Origin of the sequence: Adhaeribacter radiodurans (genome assembly GCF_014075995.1) — a bacterium.
GTDB lineage: Bacteria > Bacteroidota > Bacteroidia > Cytophagales > Hymenobacteraceae > Adhaeribacter > Adhaeribacter radiodurans.
The window spans coordinates 4,514,530-4,538,464 of record NZ_CP055153.1 but is presented as its reverse complement, the minus strand read 5'-3'; the positions used below and the strand labels follow the sequence as shown (position 1 = coordinate 4,538,464).

The following is a 23,935-nucleotide window of genomic DNA, read 5'->3' as shown; positions in this document are numbered from 1 at the left end:
TTATTAGTTAATTAGTTTTTACTTTTTAAGTGTTTACCATTTCGCCAGTTGCTGGCTCCAGCACCTCCGTTGCAGGACGGGAAATACTGAGTAAGCCTAGAATAGTAATAAAGCCATTTAGTATTAGTATTTCGAAACCGAACTCGTAGCCCCAAAACCATTCTTTAGAATTTATGTTGATGATGTAAGTAAGAATAGGCGCTAAAAAGCAAACTACCGGAACTAATTTATCCTGTAAGTTCCGTCGGATAAACAAACCAAAAGCATATAAACCCAACAAAGGTCCGTAGGTGTAACCGGCAATTTTAAATACCGCAGTTACTACACTTTCGTCGTTAATTATTTTAAAAATGACAATAACCAGCATTAGCAACAGCGAAAAACCAATGTGCACGTAGAATTTGAGCTTCTGCCGCTCGGTTTCGGGCCGGTTTTTAAATTCCAGAAAATCGACGCAAAACGAAGTGGTAAGCGCCGTAAGAGCCGAATCGGCGCTGGCGTAAGTTATGGCTACAATACCCAGAATAAATGCTATAGCCGCAAATGCCGGAAAGTAGTTAAGCGCTAAAAACGGAAAAACATCGTCGCCTTTGGTGGGTAAGGTAATGCCTTTGGCTTGAGCAAAAATATACAGCAAAGCTCCCAAGGATAAAAACAAAATATTTACTAAAACCAGGATAATACTAAAAGTAAACATGTTTTTCTGAGCTTCGCCGAGGTTTTTACAGCTCAGATTTTTCTGCATCATGTCCTGGTCCAGACCAGTCATAACAATGGTAATAAAAGCGCCGGAGAAAAATTGTTTCAAGAAGTAACGGCTGTCTTTTACATCCCAGAAAAATACTTTGGAAAAGCTGCTTTCTTCTACGGTTTTTACTAATCCCTGAAACGATAAATTCAGTTCATCCGAAATCAAGGCTATACTGGCTCCCACGCAGATGAGCATGGCTAGCGTTTGAAAAGTATCGGTCCAGATAATGGTTTTCATCCCGCCTCTAAAAGTATACACCCAAATAAGCGCAATGGTAATAAACACCGAAATGTAAAAAGGAACTCCTAACGCATCGAAAACGGCTAATTGCAACACTCCTGCCACTACGTACAAGCGCAAAGCCGCCCCAATGGTACGCGCCAGCAAAAAGAAAAACGCACCGGTTTTATACGACCAATAACCAAAGCGCTGCTCCAGGTATGCATAAATAGAAATTAAATTTAAGCGGTAGTACAACGGCATTAAAATGGTAGCAATAACCAGATAGCCTAATAAATACCCAAACACAAATTGCAGGTACGAAAACTCGGCCTTATTTACCATACCCGGAATAGATATAAAGGTAACCCCAGACAACGAGGTGCCAATCATACCAAAAGCTACCACAAACCAAGGCGACTTCCGGTTGGCCAGGAAAAACGAATCGGTGTTATCAGACTTGCTACTGGTAAGGAAGGAGATCAGAATTAATACGCAAAAATAAGCCGCAATAATGCAGATAATAATGATAGGCGACATATAATATCAGAAGGTTACTGGCTGCAAGTTACAAGTTTTTTGGTTTTATGGTTGGAAAGTTAAAAGGTTGAAAAGTTATTTTGGTTGGAAGATTTTAAAGTTGAAATGTTGTAAAGTCGAATGGTTAGAAAGTTAAAATAAATGTGTCTAACGCGAGCGTCCTCGCTCGTGTTGTTTATCGTCCGGCCTCTGGCCGATGATAGAATTACTCACATTCTCGTAGCCAAGCCCTATCAGTTTGCGCGCCCAACTGCCTACCAAATAATTAGCCACGAGCGAGGACGCTCGCGGCAGAGAACAATAGATTGATTAATCATCGTTTAACCTTCAACTTTAAAACCTTTCAACCTGCAACTACAAAAGCACCCGCTCGCCAACGGCCGGAATTTTAAGTTTACCGTTTAATTTACCGGCGGCGGCTAGTTCCTGCATCCACCGGATAGGTTCGCCGGCAGGCTCGTCGGAAAGGTCGAAAGTGCCGTAATGCATGGGAATAAAAGTTTTGGCTCCTAAATCGTTACAAGCTTGCACGGCTTCCGGCGGATTCATGTGGCTAAGCTGCATCATATAAGGTGGTTTATAAGCCCCAATCGGTAAAATGGCCATATCCGGAGGACCAAAAAAATCCTTAATGTCAGAAAAGTGTTTTTCGTAAGCGCTGTCGCCGCCAAAATAAATAAGATTAGAATTAGTTTTAAATAAAAAACTTCCCCATAAAATTTTGTTCATGTCGGTTAAGCCCCTACGATGCCAGTGAGCGGCGGGTAAATAGTAAACCGCTACCCCTAAATTTTCTGGCAGGGCGTATTGCTGGTACCAACCGGCTTCCTGGTACGTAATTCCGGGTGCCATTTGGTGCAGCAACGGTCCCATGGCCAACGGAATAAGAGCTTTTACCTGCGGGTTATTTTTTGCCAATAATTTAATAGATTTCTCGTCCAGATGGTCGCGGTGCCCATGCGAGAGAACCAAGTAATCAATATGCCGGATGTCTCCCAAAGAACAAGGTAAGGGATGTCTTCGCCGGAGAAAAGGCGAATCTACTAAAACCGGATCTATGAGAAACGAAATCCCGTTTAATTGCAGGAGAAAGGAAGCATGACCTAGCCACACCAACAAATCGTGGTTAGAAGTAAATAGTTGAGCATCCGGAATAACCGGTGGAACAAAAGTGTCTTTCTCTTTTTCTTCTTTTTGCGGATTACGGGAAAGTTGCCATTTCAGTACAGTTTGAAGCGAAGGTGTATACAATTCGTCGCCATTAGCAAATTGGCCGTTTATAACTTTATTGCCCGGATAATTAGGCTTAATGGTTTTCAGGTGCTCGTTGCGCAAATAACGGATGTTCGGTTGGGAAGTACTCACGTATAGCTAGCTGGTAAATGACAAGGTTATTAATTCATTTTAAGGGTAGAAAGTAGTACGAATAATTATAAATTTTGTGCTTTTAAGTTTTATGTTCTAACAGAAACTGCAAAAGCAAACTTCTTACTAGATGTTTAGGTAGCGGTTGGCTTATCCGCAGAATTATAGCCACCAGCACTGGAAAAATTCTGGGAACAGGTGTAAAGAAAATGGTTTGATTTTATTGCGGAATGTAGTTGATAATTAATTGTTTTAAGTAAATTTTCTGCCTGATTACAACTGCTATCCGTTAAATAACTCAGTTGATTTTTCTTATTATCTGCTCCAAATATCTACATAAAGTTCAGCTCAACTTTAACTCTCTACCCTAATATCCCAAGTAACTTCATTTTAGGTGAATAGGAACAATGTAGTAGCAATATCAGTCCTATTTCTTAATATAAACCTGATAGCAATGGAACTCGTAAAAATGCTAGAAAAAGATTTATAAAAAAATTGAATATATTATAGATAATAGATAGAGTAGTATTTTCCCTAGAATACTTAAAAATAAGCATATTAATTAACGTTGCCATAAATACAAACTAAAATTTTATTTGTAAAATTGAACTATTAAGTGAAAATTAGAATTTGCTTTATATCCTGGTAATTTTCTTTTTTATAAATTTCATTTAGGTAAATTAATCAACGCAATATGTTACATCTACTAAAACTTTCTAAAACGGTTGTTAAAACAAAAGATCAGATTTACACGGAGTTTCGTGAGTTGATAAACATGGGATCTGGTGAACTGGGGAAATGGCTTTATTCCAAAGAGTCAAAATTAGTTGACGAGGAGCCAATGGAAACGGATATTCCGGCCCGTAAAGCCGGCGATCGCACCATAAAGATTTTACGTAAAAAAAGATTTGAGCTAACTAAAAGTAATTTCGACCACATGGAGCGGGTTATTGCTTATCTTCCTAATAAAATAGAAGAACGTCCGGAAGGTGATATTACTAACTCTATTTGGCGCTATACTCTTATGAGCTGGGGCTACGATCCATTAAAAGAAACTAAATCAAAATAACATGATAAAAAATTTACTTTAGCAAAAGCCTGGAAATTCTCCAGGCTTTTTTAATCTGTGGAGCTTCTACTTTTTTCATTTATTTAGGTAGTTTTACAGTAGTCGTTAACGACTCATTTTAACAGGTATTCTAGGAGAGTGTAAGAATCTTGTAAATTTGGCATTTTTACAAACCCGGATATCTCTATCTCAACTTATTATATGCTAAATCGTTTTTCGTTACGTTACATTGGTACTGGTTTTCTTTTTTATTTACTTACAATTCTCGCGCAAGCGCAGGCTCCTGCGCAATATACTGGCTCCGATATTCAACGGGCTATTAGCAAATTAAATGTACTCGGAACCGCTCTTTACGTAGCGGCCCATCCCGATGATGAGAATACCCGGTTGATTGGCTGGCTCTCCAACGAAAAGTTACTAAATACCGGTTATTTGTCTTTAACCCGGGGCGACGGCGGACAAAACTTAATTGGACCGGAAATACGAGAACAATTAGGCGTAATTCGCACGCAGGAATTATTGCAGGCCCGCCGGATAGACGGTGGAAAGCAATTTTTTTCGCGGGCCAACGATTTTGGTTTTTCAAAAGATTGGCAGGAAACCGTGCGCATCTGGGACAAAGAGCAGGTACTAGCAGATATGGTTTGGACCATCCGCAAATTTAAACCTGATGTGCTGATAACCCGCTTTTCACCTAAACCCGGCGGCACGCACGGGCATCATACTACTTCGGCTATTTTGGCAGTAGAAGCTTTTACGGCAGCCGGCGATAAAAACCGGTTCCCGGAACAATTAAAAACAGTAGAAGTATGGCAACCTAAACGAATTCTCTGGAATACGTCTACATTTTTTTTCGGTCAAGGGCAAAAATTCGATGAAACGGGTAAAGTAATTGTGGATGTAGGAGGCTATAATGCGCTACTCGGAAAATCTTACGGGGAACTAGCCGCCGAAAGCCGTAGTATGCACAAAAGTCAGGGCTTTGGTAGTAGTGGTTCCCGGGGCACAGCTAAAGAATATTTCGAAAATTTAAACGGCGATAAAGCAACTTCTGATTTATTTGAAGGAGTAGATACTTCTTGGAAACGAGTAAAAAACAGCGACAAAGTAAGTAAATTACTCTCTAAAGTAACTACAGGCTTTAATCCGGCGAAACCGGCCGCGATCATACCCGATTTGTTAACCCTGCGGTTAGCCTTGCAAGCATTACCCGGATCGTATTACCGCGATCTGAAACTTACCGAATTAGATACTATTATTAAGGCTTGCCTGGGCCTTTATTTGGAAGCAGTTGCGGCCGAACCAACGAGTACTCCCGGCACTGCTATGCAGTTAACAATAGAAGGAATTAACCGCTCCGAGATTCCGGTACAATGGCAGAAAATATCTTTTTTACCCGTTAATCAGGATTCTACTTTGCAGGCGGCCTTGCCGAACAACCAGTCCTTACTTATTAAAAGAAAGTTAATAGTACCGGTAAATACGCCTTATTCCCAACCTTATTGGCTTCAAAAACCTGGCACAACGGGCATGTTTACGGTAGAAGATCGAAATTTAATTGGTCGTCCGGAAAACGCACCAGCCGCCTCCGTAGTTTGTGACTTGCTTATTAATAAGCAGCCTTTTTCTTTTACCATTCCGGTGGTGTATAAACGAACCGATCCCGTGGCAGGCGAAGTTTACCGGCCATTTGAAATTACTCCGCCGGTTTTTGTAAGCATGCGCGAAAAAGTGTTTGTTTTTGCTGATGATCAACCCAAGCCCATTACGGTGCGGGTAAAAGCAGGGCAGGCTAATGTAGCCGGCGATGCTACCTTAACGGTTCCGGAGGGCTGGCGTGTAGAACCTCAACGTATTCCTTTCCAATTAACTCAAAAAGGAGAAGAAGCCAGCTACACCTTCACCGTTTACCCCAGCAAAAACCAAAGCGACGGCGAATTAAAAGCAACGGCTATTGTAAATAGTAAAGTTTACCAGCAAAGTTTAATAACGATTAACTATCCGCATATTCCTACACAAACTTTACTGCCAATTGCCTCGGCCCGCGCAACCAAGCTCGACTTAAAAATAAAAGGGCAACAAATAGCTTACCTCATGGGGGCCGGCGACGAAGTAGCAGCCAGTCTGGCACAAATCGGCTACCAGATAACTATGCTCGACGACAAAGATATAAATGCAAAAGATTTAGCTAAGTTTGATGCTGTAGTAGTGGGAGTACGGGCGTACAATACACACGATCAACTAAGATTTTTGCAAGCGCAGTTAATGGATTATGTTAAAAACGGGGGTACATTGGTCGTTCAATATAACGTCAATAATGGTTTAGTAACCAAGCAACTCGGACCTTATCCGCTAAACATATCGCGCGACCGCATTACCGATGAAACAGCCCCGATACAATTCCTACATCCGGAACATCCGGTTTTAAATTCACCCAACAAAATCACCCCGAAAGATTTTGAAGGTTGGGTGCAGGAAAGAGGCCTTTATTTTCCGGATAGCTGGGATAAAAACTACGAGGCCATTTTAGCAGCCCAAGACCCAGGCGAACCCGCACAAAATGGGGGTTTATTAGTAGCTAAATACGGAAAAGGCTATTATGTTTATACAGGTTATGCCTGGTTCCGGCAATTACCGGCGGGCGTACCTGGGGCTTACCGCATATTTAGTAATTTACTAGCCCTCGGAAAGAAATAAGCATCCGGTTTCTGACGTTACCTGAACAACATCATCCTTAAAAGACTGTTTTTAAACTGTACTTACATAATTAACTACTCAAAAATTTCCCAAATATAAAATACATGTTTGAGCCATCACCCGAAGAAACTAACATTGGAAAACCGCCTTTTTTTAAATCCTGGAACAGAATGTATTGGCTGGTAATAGTAAGTTTAGCGGTGCAGGTACTGGTATTTTATCTTATAACCCAAGCTTATAAATGAGTACTATAGATTGGGTAGTACTCATTGGAACCCTGGCTTTTATTGTTTCTTACGGAGTTTGGAAAACCCGGCTGGCCGATAAAAATATTGAAGGTTACCTGAAAGGAGATAATAAGGAACGCTGGTGGATGATGGGACTTTCCATTATGGCTACCCAGGCCAGCGCCATTACCTTTTTATCTACCCCAGGGCAAGCCTATGAAGACGGCATGCGGTTTATTCAGTTTTATCTGGGCTTGCCGCTCGCCATGATCATTATTGCCGCTACTATAATCCCGAATTATTACCGGTTAAAAGTATACACGGCCTACGAATACCTGGAGAGCCGCTTTGATTTAAAATGTCGTTTATTAGCCGCTTTCCTGTTTTTGGTGCAACGGGGCTTATCTACGGGTATAACCATTTACGCGCCTTCTATTATTTTGTCTACTATCCTGGGCTGGAGCTTACAAATTACTATTTTAGTAATGGGCTTGTTAGTAACTATTTATACGGTTTCGGGCGGTACCCGGGCGGTAAGTGTTACCCACCAGCAACAAATGGCCATTATGTTATGCGGCATGGTAATGGCGGGTATTACCGTAATGTATATGTTACCAGCCGATATTTCTTTTGGCCAGGCCATTCAGGTGGCAGGTAAAATGGGCAAACTCAATCTGATTGATTTTAATTTTGATTGGGATGACCGGTATAATTTCTGGTCGGGAATGTTGGGCGGCTTGTTTGTGGCCTTGTCTTATTTTGGGGCCGACCAGTCGCAGGTAGGGCGTTATTTATCCGGGGAATCTATTTCTCAAAGCCGATTAAGTGTATTGTTTAATGGCTTATTAAAGATTCCCATGCAATTCCTGATTTTATTTATTGGAGTGCTGGTATTTCTATTTTATCAATTTCATCAACCGCCCATATTCTTTAATCAGGTAGAAAAAAATAAATTAATTGATTCGGAGCATGCTCCGGCTCTAAAGCAATTAGAAACCGAGTATTCCAGTAATTTCCGGCAAAAGCAGCAACAGGTAAACCAATTAGTAGAAGCTCTAAAAACAGAGGATGAAGCTCAGATAAATGCCGTTCAACAAGCGCTAACAACAACCGAAACGCAAGGAAAAGACCTCCGCAAACAAGTAAGCAGTTTGCTGCAGAAAGTAGACCCCAAAGGCGAAACCCGCGATACGGATTATGTTTTCATTACTTTTATTATTACCTACTTGCCCCACGGACTTATAGGATTATTAATTGCCGTTATTTTTAGTGCGGGTATGTCGTCAACAGCGGCTGGCCTTAATTCTTTAGGCTCCACTACCGTTATTGATTTTTATAAACGCACCATCCGGCCCGAGGCTTCTTCCCGGCATTATGTGTTTATGTCGAAAATTTTTACAATTGGGTGGGCGATTACCGGGGTTTTATTTGCGACGCTGGCTTCTCAGTTAGAAAACTTAATTCAGGCTGTTAATCTTTTAGGGTCTTACTTTTACGGACCAATTTTAGGAATTTTTATAGTTGCTTTTTACGTGAAATATATTCAATCTAATGCTGCTTTTTGGGGAGCTTTATTAGCGCAAGCGGCCGTTATAATAATTTCCATAACCACTAAAATAGCGTATTTGTGGTGGAACCCTATTGGCTGCGGTTTAGTAATAATTTTTGGACTGATTATTCAGGTGTTCCTAAATCAAAAGCAACAAGTGCTTACCCTGAAAAAATAGTAACGCTTTGTTAAAGCCTATTATAGTTATTTAATAATAAGGTGCGTAAAAATATTCTGAAGTTTGTTTAAACTACTTCCGGAATATTTTAATTTATTAAACCACTAATTACTTCGTGTAGCTTGTTAAATCTGCATGAAATAAGAATGTTTGCGTATATAATCCGAGCAATCATCAGGAAAACTATGAACTACTACATCATTACGGGAACGAGTAAAGGCATTGGCAAAGCTTTAGCCGAAGCCTTGTTGCAGGAGGAACATAACTACGTGTACGGAGTATCGCGTAATTGCTCTATTTCCCATCAGCGTTACCACCATCAGCCTTTAAATTTATCAGATATTGTAGCTTTAGAAAATAACTTGCACAAAGTATTTCCAGTTTTGAAAGATGCAGAAAAAATTGTGCTGGTTAATAATGCAGGCGTAGTAGGGGAGGTGGCGTATATGGGTAGTCAGGCCACGCATAATTTTTCTTACGTGTTTGATGTAAACGTAATGGCACCGGCTATTCTAATAAATACCTTTCTAAGTGCCTATCATTCTGAAAAATGCCCCAAAATTATATTAAATATTACTTCGGGCGCGGGTAAACGGCCCGTAGATGGCTGGTCGGCTTATTGTGCTTCTAAAGCGGCTTTGGATATGCTTTCGTTAACGGTGCAACAAGAACAATTGCTGCTAAATAATAATGTGCGGGTTTTTTCCTTAGCCCCCGGCGTGGTAGATACCGCCATGCAAGACCACATCCGGGACGTAGATGAAAGCCAGTTCAGCGAAGTTGAAAAGTTTAAGAAGTATAAAAGTTCGGGTACTTTAAGGCCGCCGGAAGAGGTTGCCGAAAAAATGAAACGCTTTTTAGATAATTACCAGCAATATAAAGAGGTGGTTTTCCGGATTGAAGCAATTGAGCAATAACAGGATTAAACCTGATTATTGCTCAATTACCTAAATAATAAACTTACTCAGTACTCTTTTCCTTAATCTGTTTACTGAAATTTTAAACTGCCTGCTTTACAGGAACAGGTGTTTGGGTAGGTTTGCCTTTTACAGCGTATAAAGTTATTATAGCAGACACTAGTAACGAACCAGCCATAAAAAGGTAGGAGGTTCCAAAACCATTGGTAGCACTATTGAGGTAACCTACAATATAGGCCCCTGCAAACGAACCCAATGCCCCCATACTGTTTATTAAAGCCATTGCTCCCCCCGCCACATTCCGAGGTAATATTTCGGGGATAATCGCGAAAAACGGACCATAAGGAGCATACATGGCACCACCCGCTAAAACCAATAAGATAAACGATAACCAAAAGTTATCGGACCCTATAGCGTAAGAACCATAAAAAGCTAAAGCTCCAATTAGTAAAAACGGCCACACAAATGCTTTGCGGTTTAAGGTTTTATCGGAAAAATAAGAAGCACTGAACATGCCAATAATAGCCAGCACATAGGGTACCGAAGAAAGCCAACCGGTTTTAACAATATCCATGTTGGGAGCCGCTTTTATAATAGAAGGTAGCCACATCACAAAGCCATAAACGCCAATGCTCCAAAAGGCATATTGTAGACTTAGCAGAATAACCGTGCGGGATTTAAAAGCTTCGGCGTAATTTTTAACCGGTTTAATACCTTGCTGTTCGGCTTGTAATTGTTCGGCTAAAGCTTGTTTTTCCGGTTCTGATAACCATTTAGCGGTAGTAGGTTTATCGTCTACTAATCGCCACCAGAAGAAAGCCCAAACTACTGCCGGCAGTCCTTCAATAATAAACATCCAGCGCCAGCCAACACTATTTATTAAATACCCAGATAAGATCGACATCCAAAGAATAGTAGCCGGATTTCCTAAAATTAAAAAAGTGTTGGCCCGGGAACGTTCAGTTTTAGTAAACCAATTACTTAATAAAATGAGCATGGCGGGCATTACTGCGCTTTCCACTACCCCTAACATAAACCGAATCACAATTAAGAGCCGGACATCGCTAACTAAACCAGTAGCTGTAGCTAAACCTCCCCAGAAGATTAAAGACCAAAAAATTAACTTTTTGGCGCTGTTATGGGCCGCATAATGTGCTCCCGGAACTTGAAAAAAGAAGTAGCCTAAAAAAAACAAAGAACCTAACAACGAAGAAGTAGCAGGAGTAATGTTTAAATCAGCGGCCATGCCGCTGGCAGCGCCAAATCCAAAATTAGCCCGGTCGAGGTAAGCCAGACTATACGTAATAAAAGCTATTGGAATTAAGCGATACCACCGCGAAGCAGCCAATGTTTTTTCCATGTTGATGTTGATAATGCTTTTTTGTTTGTAATTCGTAAATAAAGCAATCAAAGTAAACCTTTTTTTGCCAAGCTGCAAGAAACTGAGGTTTTCCGTGGAAATTTGATGGATTGTAAATGCCAGCGGCTCAACTTAAACTAACTGATTTTAAGTATATAAAGAAGAAATACTAACAGCTACATACTTTTAAGTTTACAGATGAGGCAGATTGATTTCTAGTTGGTTAAAAAAGAATACTCTACAGTAGTGGGAGGCAAACTGAATTAATAAGGTGGGTAGTAATCAAGCAAATTAAATCAAATCTAACCTAATAGAAGTACATTTTGGTAGCAAAGGTTAATGCTGCTTATTTGGAAAGCTTAAGTAAAAGAACGCAATGGAAAAAGCGGCTGGGTAAGTTTAGTTGGATTTTAAAATAAACGTGGATGTGTAAAGGAACATGAATACTATTCAAGGGCAAGCTCTTTGAACTTGCCCCTGAATAGTATTTTGTTGCCTAAAGGGCTTTCATTATAAAAAAAAAGAATAATTATGGCTTTTCCCCAACAGTCCAACCTTCGCGAAGTACCGGTTCGCTGGCTGGACCGGAAATGAGCAGATCGGCAACCGCGCCGGTGGTAAACGCATAAATTCCTTTATGTACTAAATCTATCACTTGTTCGTCTTTTGGCCAGGTCCAGGGTAGGGCACCAACACCGGTAGCATTCTCTAAGGTTTGATCGTTAAGCAAACGTACATTCATAAACAAAAACGAACCTACCGGTCCTCGTACCCCTGACTCGGCCATTATACCCCGTACAATGCCCATGAGTATACCTTGACCCCAGTGCATGGTCCAATTTAAGGCAAGTCGTTCTTCGTCGGGTTTAGGCGGTAAATTGAGTAATCGCTCTAAAGTATGTGCAGGTACGTAAGAGTTGGGCCGTTTAGTAATTAATTGCTCTATTTTTTCGGCCAGGGTCATGGCTGCTACCCCCACTAACCCTGCTGCTAGTCCATTTAAAATTGCCTTGGTCGTCATGGTAATTACTTTTTCAGGTTCTTTTTAGACACTTAGAATATTGTAAATTAGTTTTTGAATCTGCCTGATGTGTAGGTAAATTATTTGATTTAAAAGTTAAAAGTTCCTGCTTTTACGTTTGAAGTGGCGGATAGTTCTATTGTTCGAGCGCCGGATTTTTACGGTAAATAAGATGCCGTAAGGCTATTTTTTATACCCTTATTGTTACTATTAGATGTATCCAATAAAAAATTTTAAAGAATTATCTTGCGCGTAAGTATTTAAAAAACATATATTTGCGCGTCAAATGCGAAGAACGATGATTGTTTTAGCAGCCCTCCCTTTTCTATAGGGCTCCATTCCTTTCTTAGTTAATCTGTAAGGCCATGCTTTAGCATTGTGCCTCCTTATTTTATTCAATCATTTTTTCTTTTTAACATGTCGCAAACTGTCAAAACCCAGAGAAAGCAGTCTGCTTTCTATTCCTTACTTAAAGAATCTTTATACGGGGGCGAAATAGATTATACTATTGGTAGTATTCGTCGGTCGGTTATATTGCTCGCCATTCCCATGGTACTCGAAATGATCCTGGAGTCGGTATTTGCTTTGGTAGATCTGTATTTTGTGGGGCATTTACACAATAGTAGTTACGCTATTCAAACCGTTGGATTAACCGAATCGGTTTTAACTGTTATTTACTCGCTGGCCATTGGTATAAGTATGGCGGCCACGGCTGTAGTAGCCCGGCGCATCGGGGAAAAAGATCCGGTAGCGGCGGCCAAGGCGGGTATGCAAGCCATTTTAATAGCGTTGGCCATAAATACTTTCATCAGTATTGTAGGGTTAGTGTTTGCCACTAATATTTTACTATGGATGGGAGCTTCGCCGGAAGTAGCGCAACGCGGTACACCCTTTATGCAAATTATGATGGGAAGCAGTATTTTTATTATGCTGTTGTTCCTGATTAATGGCATTTTCCGGGGGGCTGGCAACGCTGCTATTGCCATGAAAAGCTTGTGGGTAGCGAATGCCGCTAATATTATTCTTTGCCCGGTTTTTATTAATGGCTTCGGGCCAATACCTGCTTTTGGACTTACCGGAGCAGCTTTGGCTACTACTATAGGCCGTGGCTTAGGGGTAGCGTACCAGATTTACCACCTGGCTAATGGTAAAAGCATTTTAAAAGTATTTGCCAGCCACTTTATTCCGGATTGGGAGCAAATTAAATCATTAGTTAAAATTGCTTCACCGGCCGTGTTGCAATTTGTAATTGCTTCGTGTAGCTGGATATTTCTGGCGCAATTAGTGGCTACTACCGGCGGCGACCATGGTTCGGCGGGTTACCAAACGGCCTTGCGGCTCCTGATGTTTTTTATGCTGCCAGCCTGGGGCTTAAGCAACGCTGCTTCTACGTTAGTAGGCCAGAATTTAGGGGCCCAACAAGTACAAAGAGCCGAAGATTCAGTAATTAAAACCGCTAAGTACAATGTAATATTTATGGCGGTTATTACGGTACTTAGTTTGGCCGGAGCCCGGTTATTTGTTTCTTTTTTTACCAACGATCCGCAAATTCAGGAAGTAGCGGTACAGGCCATTCGATTTATGAGCCTGGGGTATATTTTCTACGGAATTGGTATGGTGTTAATCAATGCTTTTAACGGAGCCGGCGATACCTGGACACCCACCTGGGTAAATCTTTTCGGCTTCTGGTTGTTTCAGATTCCGCTAGCCTATTTTCTGGCGAAGACGATGGAATTAGGGCCAACGGGCGTGTTTATTGCCATACCCATTTCCGAAACATCTATAACCTTAGCCAGCGTTGTTCTTTTCCGAAAAGGAAAATGGAAAAAGATTAAGGTGTAGGTTACAAGTTAAAAGTTAATTTTAGAAGCTTTTCAAGTTTAAACCCGGCAAGTTGTAAGAACTTGCCGGGTTTTTAATGCAAATCAGCAATGGTTTTTACCAAAGTACTACAAGTAAAAAGAGCATCTACTATTCTGCCAGCTTTGTTTCTCAACTCGATTTTACTTGGATAAAAGCCCATAAACCAGTATTAAATTTTCTGAAATTTTAGTAAATCGCTCTTCCAAAATAATTGATAACATGGAACACTTGCAGTACCCCATTGGCCGTTTTCAACCTAAACCAGATTATACTCCCGAAGAAAATGCCGCTCTGCTGCAATATTTAGAAAAAGCTCCGGCACTTTACGAAGAATTAATGGCTAACACCTCCGAAGCAGATTTAACAAAAACCTATCGGCCAGGTGCCTGGTCGGTGCAGCAACTGGTGCACCACGTAGCAGATATTCATTTGCTTAACTTTTTGCGCCTGAAAAAAGCTATTACCGAAGAAAATTACGAAATAACCTTAATCCGGATGGATAATTGGGCCGCTTTGCCCGATTCTACGCAGCTACCTATTAATAGTTCCTTGCTGATCTTTAAAGGCGTAAACCAACGGTATATTCATTTACTAAAAACATTAGATGAACAAACGCTTTCTAAAACGTACTACCACGCTGCCCGGAAACTAGATTTAAGTTTAAAACAATTACTGCACATGGCCACCTGGCACGTAGGCCATCATTTAGGCCACATCGAACTAGCCTTAGGGAAGCAGCCGCAAGAACTAAAAGTAGGTGCTGAGTTATAGTTGGCTCAGTAAAATTGCAGGAGTGTACTTAGCCTGGTAAAATCCATGAAGAACAATTCTTAGTTAACTCTACCGCTATAATGCTATAATTTTTGCTATACTTTTTTTAGCAAATTACTTCTTTAATCATCTAAAAGTCTACCCGAAGCAAAAGCGGCCATTAGAAAAGCTTGTTGTTCGAAGCAATATATAATATTAGCGATTAGCTCACCAGACTTTGAGCTAATCGCTCACTCCTGATATTTATAAACGGTAGTAAATCCTCTTGCTTCCATCCTCATTATTACCTTCCTAACGCATGCATGATCCGGATTTACTAAATTTTCGAATCCGGTAATTAAAATATTAAAAATTCTATATGTGATCTTGATTTTCGGAGCGCTTTTTGAAACGTATGTACAAATATTACTTCACTTTCATAGTTTAATATATTTTGCTTATGCGTAAAACTTTTACCCTTAGTATTATTTTATGTTTATTCATCGGGACTGTTCAGGCTCAACTAAAACTGCCGCCTAATATGTTTTTCCAGAAGCTGCCTAATGGCTTGGAAATGTTGGTAGTGGAAGACCACACGGTACCCATGGTAACCATAGAAATTGCCTGCAAAAATGGTTCATTTACCGAAACTCCTGAGTTTAATGGCTTAAGTCACTTGTACGAGCACTTGTTTTTTAAAGCAAACAAAGATTATCCTAACCAAATAGCCTATCATAACCGCGTAAATGAGCTGGATATTGATTTTAACGGTACTACCCGCGAAGAACTGGTGAATTATTACTTTTCGCTGCCCAAGGAAAATTTAGTCGGCGGCCTTAAATTTATGAATTCGGCCATTCGTTATCCTAAATTTAAAAAGCAGGACATGCTGCAGGAAAACGAAATTGTAAATGCTGAATTTCAGCGAAAAGAATCTAACCCGTATTATGCTTTAAAAGATGCCGTTGATCGTCATTTATGGGGCGACTTATATTCGCGCAAGCACGTTATCGGCGACCACAACATAATTCTAACCGCCACTCCGGATAAGATGGAAGTTATCAAAGACAAATATTATTACCCCAATAATTCTGTTTTAGTAATTGCCGGCGATATAAACCACGAAAAGGCATTTGCCGAAGCGAATAAAGTATTTGGGAGTTGGTCTGCTTCTAAGTTTGATCCTTTTCAGAAATGGCCTGTGCCGGAGTTTAAACCTTTAACTAAAACAGATTATTTCGTGGTTGAATCGGATATAGCTCAGGTGCCTAGTATTATGTTTTCGTGGCATGGCCCCGATACCCGTAATGATGTAGCCGGTACATTTGCCGCGGATGTTTTTTCTTTTATTGTTAACCAACAAGCCTCTCGGTTGTTTGAGTCGCTGGAAGCTTCGGGTTTGGCCTTAAGTACCGGCGTAAATTATTACACCCAAAAGTACGTGGGGCCGATTACTTTTTATGTGACTCCCAATCCCGACCGGATTCAGGAATGCCTGGCCGAAATGAAAAAGCAAATTGCCTTGTGGGACTCGGAGGATTACTTTACCGATAAGCAAATTGAACGCGCCAAACGTTTGCTGGCCATTGAGCAGGTTCAGCAAAACGAAATAACCGAAGAATACGCGCATACTTTATCGTTCTGGTGGGCTTCGTCGTCGGTAAATTATTATACTACTTACCAGGAAAACCTGAACAAAGTAACTAAAGCCGATTTGCAGGCTTACGTGCGGAAATACATTAAAAATAAACCTTATTGTGCCGGCCTGTTGATTAACAGCGCTATGAGCCGGGAACTTAAACCAACCGAATTTTTTAAAGAAAATTAATACCCTCCGGGCATGAAAAATATTTACTTATTGCTTTTTATCAGCTTACTCTCCCTCACCGTTGCCGCCCAGTCCGAAACAACAACGTTTACGGTAAACGGCTTAAAAGTAATTTTTAAACGTACGCAAAAAGAAACCATTAGTGTAAGTATGTTTTACCGGGGTGGAGTTACTAATTTTACTTTAGCTCAGGCAGGCTTAGAGAACTTAACTTTGAGTGCCGCTACTACTGGGGGTACCCAAAAATATAAAGAAGAAACTTTTCGCGATATGGCCGATGAACACGGCATTGATATTTCGGGACATTCGGGCTACGATTATGGTACTATTACCCTGGATTGCGTGGCCGGTAATTTTAACGAAGGCTGGAACTTATGGAGCCAGGCAATTTTAACTCCTACCTTTGATTCTAAACCTTTTGCTATGCAACGAGATCGGATAATGGCCGCTATCCGGAGCCACACCTCTGATCCCGAAGATCGGCTGGCGCAGCTAGCTATAGGATTAAGTTTTGCCGGTACACCTTACGCGAAAAGCCCGTTGGGCGAAGAAGAAACTATCTCTAAATTTACTGCTGATAGCGTTAAAAATTACTATTATCAACATTTACTAAATAAAAACCGGATGTTTTTGGTAGTGGCCGGTAAAATTTCGCGCGAAGACCTGGAACAAAAAATTAAAGAATCTTTCTCCACTTTACCCAATAAGCCCTATACGCCTTATGTGTATACTAACTCGCTTTTTCAGGAGCAACGGTTGGTTTGGGAGCAGCGCGAATTAGCTACTAATTACATGTGTGGTTTAATTAATGCACCAGCCATGACTAGCCCGGATTTTCCGGCTTATCTGTTAACCATAAAAGCTTTAAGCGGACGGATTTTTCAGGAAGTAAGAATTAAGCAAAATCTATCTTACGATCCGGGAGCAAGCCTTAATATCGGCCAGTTACCTTATGCTACCCTGTACGCCAGTTCTACTAATCCCAAAGCTACTTTGCTAACTATTGCCAGCGAGTACATTAAAATGCGCCAGAGCGAAGTATCGGCTGAGTTGCTGACTTTATTAAAGAAAAGTGTAAAACAAGGTTATTATCATACCCAGGAAAGCTCCCGGTCTTTAGTAAAAAGTTTAGGAGAGTCCGAAATTTTAGGCGACTGGAAATTGAGCGAAGATTTGTTAAGTAAAATAAATAACGTTACCACCCAAGAAATGAATGTTGCTTTTCAAAAATATACCAAGGGCATTCGGTGGGCTTATTTAGGCGATAAACAATTAGCGAAAGAAGCTTTTAATCAAAAATAAAAGAATCAAAAATTTTAATAAAAAGGCTGACTTTAATCCAAGTCAGCCTTTTTATTGTGAGTATAGAATTTTTATTAATAAGCTTGAAATTTTCTACAACTGATTAAAATCCCAGAGGTTAAGATTTCTTTTTTTCCAGGTTTGGTAAAAAAGTAGTTAATAAACCAATTAAAGGTAAAAAGGAGCATATTTTAAAAACAAAATTAATGCTGGTTTGGTCGGCTACTTTACCGAGGATGGCGGAACCAATACCGGCAATACCAAAAGCAAATCCGAAGAATAATCCGGCAATAAGGCCAACTTTACCTGGTACCAGTTCCTGGGCATACACCAAAATAGCCGAAAAAGCAGAAGAAAGTATTACTCCGATACACACAATTAACACTCCCGTCCAGAATAAATTAGCGTAAGGCAGCAGCAACGTAAAGGGCGCTACCCCCAGAATGGAACCCCAAATTACGTATTTCCGCCCGAATCGGTCACCAATAGGACCACCGATAAAAGTGCCCGCCGCTACCGAAAATAAAAATACGAACAAATACATCTGAGAGCTTTGCACCGACAAGTGAAATTTATCGATCAGGTAAAAAGTAAAATAACTGGTCATACTGGCCAGGTACACGTGCTTCGAAAAAATAAGAATAAGTAAAATCACCAGCGACGCGATAACCTTGTTCCGGGATATAGGCAGGCGCGTTTCTATGGGAGCGGCTACTACTTTCTTTTTTATTTTTGCCGTGTGATTTTTTTGCCAGGTACCTACCCAACTTAATACCAACATAGCCAGTAAAGCAGCCAGCGAAAACCAACCCAAATTAGTCTGTCCGTAAGGTACAATAATTAAGGCTGCTAGTATAGGGCCCAGCGAACTGCCCGCGTTACCACCCAATTGAAACAGTGACTGCGCCATTCCCCGCCGGCCACCCGAAGCTAAATGCGCCATACGCGAGGCTTCCGGATGAAAAATAGAGGAGCCCACCCCCACTAAACCAACCGATAGCAAAATCAATCCGAAATTAGTAACCCGCGATAACAACAATAAACCAATTAAAGTAAAGCCCATACCAATTACCAATGCATAAGGTTGGGGCTTTTTATCGGTATAATGTCCTACAAACGGTTGCAGAATAGAAGCGGTTAACTGGTTGGTAAGCGTAATTAAACCGATCTGAGTAAAATCTAAGCGAAAAGAATTCTTCAGTAAAGGGTATATTGCCGGAATCAGCGATTGCATAGTGTCGTTGAGCAAATGCGAAAAGCTAATAGCAAAAAGAATCGGAAAAACTGTTTGCTGCGCAATTTGCTTAGGCAAAGATGTTTCTTCGGTAAGAGTATTCTTCATAACACAAAATATTCGGTTATACGGAAAGCATAGCTGTTATGGCAATTGTTTCGTAAAGGATAAATCGCCTTTACAGCACAAATTTTAAATATAATGCTAGAGCTTTCCGGTCAAATAATGCTGTAAAGGTATTATAAAAAATACCTCGTCTAAATATTTCAACCGGGGAAAGATATTGTTTTAGGTAAAAAAAGTTGGGAAAATGATTTTTCTGGTATTATAGAATCTTAACCTAATTAAACAAAGGTTAAAAAAGGTAGCATGAAACAAAATCAACTTAAAACAAATCCGAATTTTCTATAACTGTCGTTCAAGAGGAACTTATATGCCATGTAGCTAAATAGTTTTCTCCTGAAGGACCGAATGGCTTAAATTTATTTAATTCATATCCTTATAAATTAATGGATTAGTCAATTTGATTTAAGCGGACGTTCACAACGGAATTGTTTGTGGAGCCAAACGTATAACTAATGCCAACTTGCGAATAGTAAAAAAACTTAGTGGGCAATTGCCGTCCGCCTAAAAGTATAACGTCTTCTTCGCCGGTAGCTTTTGCCAATGAAATTTGGTCGTTAATAAGCGAAACCGAACCTGAAAGGGTTACCGATAATCCTTCCGCCACCCGAATAGTAAGTTGATTATCCAGGCTTAAGCGGTTACGTTGAAAGTCGTTGAGAAAGGTGGATGCATTTAAAACGGTATTTACATTGCCCCAGGTTTGGGTATAATCTACCACTACCGAAAATTTATGGTAAGGAATAAGTTGACGGGTACGGTTATAAACAGTTTCTTCCAGGAAAGAGACCCGGTTATAACCAATCTGGTAGGCTAACCGGAACTGCCGCCGGATATTCTCGGAATAAGGAAATAAGTTATACTCCAGGGCGGGAGCTAAGCGCTGCGAGGTCCGGATATTTTCGTACACGGAGTGATAAAACGAATAAATAAGCCCACTGGACCAATGTTCGGTAAAGCTTTTTACGTAGCGGGCATCTAATCCGTAACTGGTGTAACCTACGGCCACGTCCTTCTCATTTACCTTAAATTTTTTATTATCGTAATTAAAGTAACCATCCAGGCTGGCGCGTGCTTTATTGGTAATTCGTTTAGCGGAAAAAGAATTATCCAGCGACATTGATTTTGAATTGCTTTCGCCCTGAAAAGTACCGCTGATGTTAGGCGTAAATACCCAGTAGTTCCACTTGTCCTGGGCTACCATGGCTTCCTCCGGAGTTCTTTTTTTAAATTCTAAAGTAATCTCATCGGCTAAATCAGTACGGGCCAGATAGCGAATTAATCCTTGTTTCAGTTTTTGAATAAGTTGCTTTTGAATAATAGCTTCGGTGTCGGAAGCTTTGGTAGAAAAAGTAAGCGTATCCTGAAGTTCCTGAAAATGATTCTGACCAATAAACGTTAAGGTATACAGCTTTCCACCACCTGCATTATCGGCATCAATTACTAGTACTTGAATATCAGCCTGAGCCTGATCGCGTACAATATCAAACAACGAAAGTTCAGTTTTAACAAAATCCTGAAAACAATTTCCGGGGCAGTTGAGGAATAATTTAGGTGGTTCTGTTTTAGAAGAATCTGGGGTTTGCGCCCATAGAGAATGTCCCCCAAATAAGAAGATAAATACAACTAGTAGTTTTTGTTCCATGCCCCACGTTTCTTTGTTGCCCGAGCATGTAACGGTTTACTTAATAACTTGTTACAAGATTATTGGTATAACTTCTAAAAAAGAAAATAATAACAAAAAGTACGAGTAAGTTGCTTGTTGTAAAATAAAATTTTAGAAATAACAATGAACATAACTCTGGAAACTGACCGCTTAACAGGCGGTACTAAATTATGCTTTTACACAATTACATTTTACTTATTTGGTGCTACCTGCAACTCGCCGCATCTGGCTTCTAAAAAGAATGAGAGCGACTAGGTATGCAATTAGTTGCCGAGAGAAATATGGATAATCAGGATATTACTTTTTATCGGATAGAGGCAAATAGTAAGTGAAGGGTCAACTAAATTTAAGTTGTTAGTTCTTAAAAGTTTAAGATTTCACGTGTTGGAATATTAAGGTTTGCCGTATATGAGTATCTATAATCTTTATTATATATGGCAACTACATCTTATACTGTTAATTGGCAAGCTTTCGACTGGGGAGCAATGGCTGGTATGCGCAGCTTATCGGCTCTTGCTTTCACCAGTCATTTTCTTTCTAAATCACCAGATGCAAGTTTATCGAATTCATTTCTGGGCTTTCTGCAATCAGAACGGGTTGCTACTACTTTAAAGGTTTTGGCTGCTACAGAAATTATTGGTGATAAATTGCCAAATGCTCCCAATAGAATTGCCGCTCCCGTATTATTGGTAAGGCTTTTATCGGGCGCTTTAGTTGGATCGGCCTGGAGCCAGCATAATGGTCAATCGAAGGAAGTAGGAGCTTTATGGGGCGGCGTTGGAGCTTTAGCCGCCTCTTATGGTTTTTATTATCTGCGGACCAAATTAAGCGCTAATACTTCTGCCCCCGATTGGGTATGGGCGCTTTTGGAGGATGGACTTACGGCATCGTTAGGCATAACTTTGGGCCAAGCTTCCCTCCAGAAAGAAAGTGTATAAGCCGAGCAAGGTAGTACTACCAAAAGACCTATCCAAGCGGCGAAAAATTTACTATTTTCATCAATATCAAGAATAGAAATGCTCCGGAAAGCATCTCTATTCTTGATATTTACTTTTTTATTGGATTCCCTGAATACCCGCTTCTGCTACGGTATGATCGTTTTCTACGGAATCTCCCGAAACACCAATAGCCCCAATTATTTGATCATCGCTATTCCGGATAGGAATACCGCCCGGAAAAGTAATTAATCCCCCGTTAGAATGTTCAATATTATACAACGGACCGCCAGGTTGGGAGAGTTTGCCAATTTCGCCGGTGTTCATATCAAAAAAGCGCGCTGTTTTTGCTTTCCGGATGGATATATCCAAAGAACCAAGCCAAGCTCCGTCCATGCGGGCGAAAGCAGTTAAATTGGCTCCGGCATCTACTACGGCAATGTTCATTTTAACACCCAGTTCCTGGGCCTTTTGTTGGGCAGCCTGAATGGCGGCTTCTGCTTGTTTTAAGGTTATGCTCATTGTTTATTTAATAATAAGTTTGAAAACGTAATTGAGGCACTATGTATATTTACTAGAATGCTTTAAAGACAAGGTAATTACCTTATTGTTTAGAAGGGAAGCAAATTTTTGCCTAAATTAATAGGTCGAACATACCTTCTATTTTATATTTATGGTCAAAGGGTTAAAGGAAAATATGCTTTTTGGAAGAAAAATTTTACTTACTGGCGGAGTAAAAATGTAAACCAGAGGTAATTATTTGGGCAGAAAATTACAGAAAACAGCATTGCTTATTACGTATAATCCAGTATATTTCCTGAGTGTTGTGGGTAAGTTGCCTGTATTAGCGGCGGTACAAAAAGCAAGTACAATTAATTTCTTCATTTATAGCCCACTAATAGTATTTCAATTTTATCTGTAAACCTTAAGTTAAAGAGCAATATGAATACGACCGATACTCTTTTAGCCCCTATGCCGGGTGCGGAACACCGCCTGGTGGGAGGGGTGCAACTGGATTATATGCAAACCGGTGCGGCCCGGGTGAAACGAGTAATTTACCCGGTGGGCTTCCGTTGGTCTACGGATATGAAGCCTATTATTGGGACCGAACTATGCATGCATGCTCATGCCGGATTTTTAGCACATGGCCAGTTGCGGATTCAATATGAAGATGGTTTTATCGAAGACTTTATTGCGCCGCAAGTAGTATCTATTGAGCCGGGGCACGATGGCTGGGTAGTAGGCGAGGAACCAGCCGTATTAATTGAGTTCGATTTTCTGGGTGATACCGTGCAGCATCTGCAAATTCCGGAAGTGCATTCGCACGGAGCTAAATAAGGCGGCTTCACCAAAAAATTTACTTTAGTAACTTTGGTGGTACGGACCGTGGCTATTTTAAAATACTAGAAACTAGTCTGCCTAATACGATATGGCCTAGAATGGTTTCGTGAGTACTTTCTTTAATCTGGTAAAAAGCAGCTTTGTTTTGTAAAAGAGGTTTTAATGGATGAGCTAAACTTTTAAGGTTTTCGTTGCCACTATTCACTATGCGAGATTTTGCTTTTTTAATTTCAATATCTATCTGAATCAGAAGCTTGTTGATAGAGGATTGGGGATAATACATTGCTACAAAAAAAATCACTGCAATCTCCAGTGGTAGAGGTTGGGTCAATTAGTAAATTTAGTAAAGGCGAATTTTTTACTGCCAGATGGGCTGCAATCCGGTAGCCCAAATAAAATTTAAGAATTACAATTTTATTTTCAGGATAGCTTTTTTTCAAAACATGGTACCCGGTTTGAGCATCAGAATAAAAGTTTTCTAATGATATTTCACATTTGCTTTTGTCATGTTGCCGGTATTCGGTGATAAGAATATCGTAGCTTAATATCAAAAACTGCGGTGCAATTTGTCCCCAATTTTTCAAAGTTCCCCGTTCCCTTTCCAAAAGCAAATAACTCTTTTCGAACTAATGCCTCTAAACAATAAAGCGTTTGTAATCCGCCATTTTTAGCCGGAAAGTTATATTCCTCAAAAACGTTCTTAAACGAATATTTAAAGTAATCCGGAGGCTTTTGACCTTTAAAGATATTTCCTTGTCCATCTTTAATGGATATCAAAAAGGCAAAAATTCCGAAGTAAACCAGTACTGCCAAAGGAAATAAGATTAAAATAGGATGTATTTTATCATTATTATGGCAGCAGTATAAGTAAGAACGTGTCATATACTGCGCAATAATACCCAAAGCGGATCCGGAAAAAGTAGCACGGGCATTGTCCGAGAACTGGTATTGCAACTTAGGAATTCTAACATTTTCCATCACCAACTCGCTGGTTAGCGGC

22 protein-coding genes are annotated in these 23,935 nt (G+C 40.3%); 13 read left to right on the top strand and 9 right to left on the bottom strand.

Translation table 11 applies throughout. From position 1 onward, the window contains the following. Window positions 1–25 precede the first annotated feature (25 nt). Window positions 26–1,510 (bottom strand): sodium:solute symporter, encoded by a 1,485-nt coding sequence (locus tag HUW48_RS18145; protein WP_182412285.1) that lies wholly within the window; start codon window positions 1,508–1,510, stop codon window positions 26–28. Window positions 1,511–1,651: 141 nt separating this feature from the next. On the opposite strand from HUW48_RS18145, the gene HUW48_RS18140 reads away from it, so the two are divergent. Further along, window positions 1,652–1,819, top strand: coding sequence for a hypothetical protein (locus HUW48_RS18140; protein ID WP_182412284.1), 168 nt, complete (start codon window positions 1,652–1,654; stop codon window positions 1,817–1,819). Between the two features lie 45 nt (window positions 1,820–1,864). Here the strand turns inward: HUW48_RS18140 and HUW48_RS18135 are convergent, their stop codons facing one another. Continuing rightward, window positions 1,865–2,875 carry an MBL fold metallo-hydrolase gene (locus HUW48_RS18135; RefSeq protein WP_182412283.1) on the bottom strand — a complete coding sequence of 337 codons (1,011 nt, stop codon included), beginning with the start codon at window positions 2,873–2,875 and terminating at the stop codon, window positions 1,865–1,867. 694 nt (window positions 2,876–3,569) lie between these two features. On the opposite strand from HUW48_RS18135, the gene HUW48_RS18130 reads away from it, so the two are divergent. The 5 genes from HUW48_RS18130 (at window position 3,570) to HUW48_RS18110 (ending at window position 9,512) form a co-directional block, all read left to right on the top strand. Beyond that, the gene (locus HUW48_RS18130) at window positions 3,570–3,944 is read left to right on the top strand and encodes a DUF3140 domain-containing protein (RefSeq protein WP_182412282.1); all 375 of its coding nucleotides are present in this window, start codon (window positions 3,570–3,572) and stop codon (window positions 3,942–3,944) included. Between the two features lie 201 nt (window positions 3,945–4,145). After that, entirely contained in the window at window positions 4,146–6,641 is a 2,496-nt protein-coding gene (locus tag HUW48_RS18125) for a PIG-L family deacetylase (RefSeq protein ID WP_182412281.1), read from the top strand. Window positions 6,642–6,745: 104 nt separating this feature from the next. Continuing rightward, window positions 6,746–6,886 (top strand): hypothetical protein, encoded by a 141-nt coding sequence (locus tag HUW48_RS18120; RefSeq protein ID WP_182412280.1) that lies wholly within the window; start codon window positions 6,746–6,748, stop codon window positions 6,884–6,886. Further along, entirely contained in the window at window positions 6,883–8,595 is a 1,713-nt protein-coding gene (locus HUW48_RS18115; RefSeq protein WP_182412279.1) for a sodium:solute symporter, read from the top strand. Before HUW48_RS18120 ends, HUW48_RS18115 begins: the two co-directional genes overlap by 4 nt. A gap of 185 nt (window positions 8,596–8,780) precedes the next feature. After that, complete coding sequence (locus tag HUW48_RS18110) at window positions 8,781–9,512, top strand: SDR family NAD(P)-dependent oxidoreductase (protein ID WP_182412278.1); 732 nt, start codon at window positions 8,781–8,783, stop codon at window positions 9,510–9,512. 82 nt (window positions 9,513–9,594) lie between these two features. On the opposite strand, the gene HUW48_RS18105 is transcribed toward HUW48_RS18110, so the two are convergent. Then, complete coding sequence (locus HUW48_RS18105; RefSeq protein WP_182412277.1) at window positions 9,595–10,872, bottom strand: MFS transporter; 1,278 nt, start codon at window positions 10,870–10,872, stop codon at window positions 9,595–9,597. Between the two features lie 529 nt (window positions 10,873–11,401). Further along, the gene (locus tag HUW48_RS18100) at window positions 11,402–11,893 is read right to left on the bottom strand and encodes a hypothetical protein (RefSeq protein WP_182412276.1); all 492 of its coding nucleotides are present in this window, start codon (window positions 11,891–11,893) and stop codon (window positions 11,402–11,404) included. Between the two features lie 417 nt (window positions 11,894–12,310). Between HUW48_RS18100 and HUW48_RS18095 the strand changes: the two genes are divergently transcribed. From HUW48_RS18095 to HUW48_RS18080, 4 genes are all read left to right on the top strand, one after another. Continuing rightward, window positions 12,311–13,735 carry an MATE family efflux transporter gene (locus tag HUW48_RS18095; RefSeq protein WP_182412275.1) on the top strand — a complete coding sequence of 475 codons (1,425 nt, stop codon included), beginning with the start codon at window positions 12,311–12,313 and terminating at the stop codon, window positions 13,733–13,735. A 240-nt stretch (window positions 13,736–13,975) separates the two neighbouring features. Beyond that, complete coding sequence (locus HUW48_RS18090; RefSeq protein WP_182412274.1) at window positions 13,976–14,527, top strand: YfiT family bacillithiol transferase; 552 nt, start codon at window positions 13,976–13,978, stop codon at window positions 14,525–14,527. A 439-nt stretch (window positions 14,528–14,966) separates the two neighbouring features. Continuing rightward, window positions 14,967–16,334, top strand: coding sequence for a M16 family metallopeptidase (locus tag HUW48_RS18085; protein WP_182412273.1), 1,368 nt, complete (start codon window positions 14,967–14,969; stop codon window positions 16,332–16,334). 12 nt (window positions 16,335–16,346) lie between these two features. After that, window positions 16,347–17,636 (top strand): M16 family metallopeptidase, encoded by a 1,290-nt coding sequence (locus tag HUW48_RS18080; RefSeq protein WP_182412272.1) that lies wholly within the window; start codon window positions 16,347–16,349, stop codon window positions 17,634–17,636. A gap of 118 nt (window positions 17,637–17,754) precedes the next feature. Here the strand turns inward: HUW48_RS18080 and HUW48_RS18075 are convergent, their stop codons facing one another. Continuing rightward, window positions 17,755–18,978: an MFS transporter gene (locus HUW48_RS18075; protein WP_182412271.1), complete on the bottom strand. Its 1,224-nt coding sequence runs from the start codon at window positions 18,976–18,978 to the stop codon at window positions 17,755–17,757. Between the two features lie 406 nt (window positions 18,979–19,384). Further along, window positions 19,385–20,638, bottom strand: a complete 1,254-nt coding sequence (locus tag HUW48_RS18070; protein WP_182412270.1) for a hypothetical protein — start codon at window positions 20,636–20,638, stop codon at window positions 19,385–19,387. Between the two features lie 144 nt (window positions 20,639–20,782). On the opposite strand from HUW48_RS18070, the gene HUW48_RS27350 reads away from it, so the two are divergent. Together HUW48_RS27350 and HUW48_RS18065 are read left to right on the top strand one after the other, a co-directional pair. Beyond that, window positions 20,783–20,914 (top strand): hypothetical protein, encoded by a 132-nt coding sequence (locus tag HUW48_RS27350; protein WP_262891454.1) that lies wholly within the window; start codon window positions 20,783–20,785, stop codon window positions 20,912–20,914. Between the two features lie 179 nt (window positions 20,915–21,093). Continuing rightward, on the top strand, window positions 21,094–21,597 hold the full coding sequence (locus HUW48_RS18065) for a DUF4126 family protein (protein ID WP_182412269.1): 504 nt from the start codon (window positions 21,094–21,096) through the stop codon (window positions 21,595–21,597). Between the two features lie 117 nt (window positions 21,598–21,714). Here HUW48_RS18065 and HUW48_RS18060 read toward each other — a convergent pair whose 3' ends face one another. Further along, on the bottom strand, window positions 21,715–22,116 hold the full coding sequence (locus HUW48_RS18060) for a GlcG/HbpS family heme-binding protein (RefSeq protein WP_182412268.1): 402 nt from the start codon (window positions 22,114–22,116) through the stop codon (window positions 21,715–21,717). A 420-nt stretch (window positions 22,117–22,536) separates the two neighbouring features. On the opposite strand from HUW48_RS18060, the gene HUW48_RS18055 reads away from it, so the two are divergent. Continuing rightward, the gene (locus HUW48_RS18055; RefSeq protein ID WP_220463951.1) at window positions 22,537–22,932 is read left to right on the top strand and encodes a cupin domain-containing protein; all 396 of its coding nucleotides are present in this window, start codon (window positions 22,537–22,539) and stop codon (window positions 22,930–22,932) included. 52 nt (window positions 22,933–22,984) lie between these two features. Here HUW48_RS18055 and HUW48_RS18050 read toward each other — a convergent pair whose 3' ends face one another. Both HUW48_RS18050 and HUW48_RS18045 read right to left on the bottom strand, forming a co-directional pair. Then, complete coding sequence (locus HUW48_RS18050) at window positions 22,985–23,266, bottom strand: hypothetical protein (RefSeq protein WP_182412267.1); 282 nt, start codon at window positions 23,264–23,266, stop codon at window positions 22,985–22,987. A gap of 173 nt (window positions 23,267–23,439) precedes the next feature. Further along, window positions 23,440–23,913, bottom strand: coding sequence for a hypothetical protein (locus tag HUW48_RS18045; protein WP_182412266.1), 474 nt, complete (start codon window positions 23,911–23,913; stop codon window positions 23,440–23,442). Between the last annotated feature and the right edge of the window lie 22 nt (window positions 23,914–23,935).